This is a genomic window from Streptomyces torulosus (genome assembly GCF_001419765.1).
Lineage (GTDB): Bacteria > Actinomycetota > Actinomycetes > Streptomycetales > Streptomycetaceae > Streptomyces > Streptomyces torulosus.
In genome coordinates this window covers 1-2666 of record NZ_LIRK01001020.1, presented here as the reverse complement: position 1 = coordinate 2666, position 2666 = coordinate 1, and the positions used below count along the sequence as shown (strand labels likewise).

General features: G+C 71.4%; 1 protein-coding gene and 1 pseudogene. Both read left to right on the top strand.

The window, feature by feature from the left end:
* Nucleotides 1–274: 274 nt before the first annotated feature.
* A pseudogene (locus AOK23_RS51780) lies at nucleotides 275–781 on the top strand (molybdopterin cofactor-binding domain-containing protein); the annotation flags it as partial.
* Between the two features lie 214 nt (nucleotides 782–995).
* Nucleotides 996–2483 (top strand): xanthine dehydrogenase family protein molybdopterin-binding subunit, encoded by a 1488-nt coding sequence (locus tag AOK23_RS43710; protein ID WP_338056580.1) that lies wholly within the window; start codon nucleotides 996–998, stop codon nucleotides 2481–2483.
* Nucleotides 2484–2666 lie beyond the last annotated feature (183 nt).

Here is a 2666-nt window from a genome sequence, read left to right as displayed (position 1 = left end):
GTTGTCGCATGACCCGAGTACGTCCCAGTACGCGGGTCATGCTCCGCCGTGCGAGGCATCGCACCGGACGCCGCGAGCTTTCCGGCAAACCTTTCCGGTCACAGCACTAGCTGCCTCCGCGGTGGCTCGGCGCGGGCCACGTGGGCGCGGGGCCACGTGGGGGTCCGCTCACCGGCGTGTGCTGATCCCGTGAAGGGTCTGTACTGAGGGGTAACCCGGCGCGATCATCGCGAGGCGGCCCGGCGACGGCGGCGGGGCGCTGAACGGAGTCGTCATGTCACGTCATTCTCGGCGCGGGTTTCTCACCTGTCTGGTGGCGGCGCCCACCCTCGCGGTCGCGACGAGGATCGGGCTCGACGCCTACGCCCCCGGCACCGCCGACGCGGCCATTCCGACGCCGCCCGCACCGGCGGACCTGGTGGACCTCGGCGACCTGCTGATCCTCGCGGGAGCGCCCACCGCGAACATGATGGTGCTCAGCGTCGACGAGGAGGGTCTCGTCCACTTCCGGCTGCCGAGGGAAGAGGTGGGGCAGGGGCTCACCACGGCCGTGGCGATGCTGGTCGCGGAGGAGCTGGACACACCGCTCGACCACGTCCGGGTGCGACTGGACGACGCCCGGCCCGAGTTGCTGTTCAACCAGCTCACCGGCAGCTCCAACTCCATCCGTTCGCTGTACGACCCGGTACGCCACACCGCGGCGGCCGCACGGGCCGGGCTCGTTCGGGCCGCCGCGAAGCAATGGGGCCTGGACGACGAGGACTTGACGGTGCGTCGAGGCTTCGTGGCGGCGCCCGACGGCCGCACCGCCCCCTACGGCTCGCTGTCCGCGGCCGCCGCCTCCCTCGACCTCGGCTCGCTCGTCGTGACCCCCAAGAAGGAGTCCGAGCACACTCTCGTCGGCACCCCGACCTCCCGGATCGACGCCCGCTCCCTCGTCACCGGCAAGCAGGCGTACACCCTCGACCTCGACGTGCCCGGCGCCCAAGCCGTGCATGGTCCGCAGGCCGCCGACCATCAACGGCACCGTGAAAACGGTCAACAACGAGGCCGCCGTACGGGCCATGCCGGGCGTGCTCGACGTGGTGACCATCGACACGGGGGTGGCCGTCGTCGCGGAGACGTTCGGGCAGGCCCTCGACGGCAAGGAGGCCCTGGACGTCACCTGGGGGCCAGGTACCGTCGACGCGCTGTCCGACCAGGACGTCCGCGCGAAGTTGAAGGCGGCGACGCCCTCGCTGGACGCGCTCGGGCTGCTGGTGAAGAAGGTGGAGGGCGAGTTCGACTTCGCCTTCGCCAGTCACGCCCCGCTGGAGACCAATTCGGCGGTCGCGGACGTACGGGCGGACCGCGCCGAGGTCTGGTCGGGGCTCAAGTCGCCGATCGTCGCCCAGGCCGCCATCGCCAAGGCCGTCGGGCTGCCGGTCACCAAGGTCACGGTGCACGTGGTGCAGGCGGGCGGCTCCTTCGGACGCCGACTCTTCTACGACGCGGCGCTGGAGGCCGCCGTGGTGTCGAAGAGGAGCGGACGGCCCGTCCGGCTGATGTGGTCGCGGATCGACGACATGCGGCACGGGCGGATGCGGCCCGCCACCCACCACCGGATCCGCGCGACCTACGCCGCCGGGCAGGTGCTCAGCTTCCAGCACCGGGTCGCGGCCGTCGAGACGGACTTCCGGCACGGACTCGGCGACGCCCTCACCGCCGCCGCCGCGAGCCTGCCCACCGGGATCGGCAACGCGACCTTCGCCCAGACCCTGTTCCTGACCACCGTGAAGTCCCCGTACCACTTCGGGCTCACCACCCAGACGCTCACCGAGGTGCCGATCAGGATGCACACCGGGTCGTGGCGCTCGGTGTACTCGGCCAACACCCGCGGGGCCGAGGAGATCGTCGTCGACGAACTGGCGGCGCGACTCGGCAAGGACCCGGTGGCGTTCCGGCGGGAGTTCCTCAGGACCGCGCGGCAGCGGGCCGTGCTCGACAAGGTCGCCGAGGAGGGGGAGTGGGGGCGTGACCTGCCCGACGGCTGGGCCCAGGGCGTCGGCTTCCACGACGAGTACAAGTCCTGCACGGCCTGCCTGGTCGAGATCGACGCCACCGACCCGAAGAAATCCCGGGTGACCAAGGCGGTCATCGCGGCCGACGTCGGCCGGGTCGTCAACCCGCGCGGACTGGAGGCCCAGCTGCTCGGCGGGCTCACCGACGCCATCTCCACCACCCTGCGGGCGGGACTCCACATCGACAAGGGGCTGCCGCTGGAAGGCAGCTACTCCCAGTTCCACTACGCGCGCCAGAAGGACTCCCCGAAGGACGTACGGATCCACATCATCGAAGGCGCCGACGAACCCGGCGGCGCCGGTGAACTCGGCGTCCCGGCGGCCGTCGGCGCCGTCGCCAACGCCTACGCGCGCGCCACCGGCACCAAGCCGCGCAGCTTCCCCGTCACCTTCGACGTGGACTTCACGCCCTTCCCCCGCTGAGGCGCCGACGGCCGCCTGGACGCCGAGTTCCCCGGCGCCGCCGGGTTCGTCGGCGCCTTCGATGATGTGGATCCGTACGTCCTTCGGGGAGTCCTTCTGGCGCGCGTAGTGGAACTGGGAGTAGCTGCCTTCCAGCGGCAGCCCCTTGTCGATGTGGAGTCCCGCCCGCAGGGTGGTGGAGAT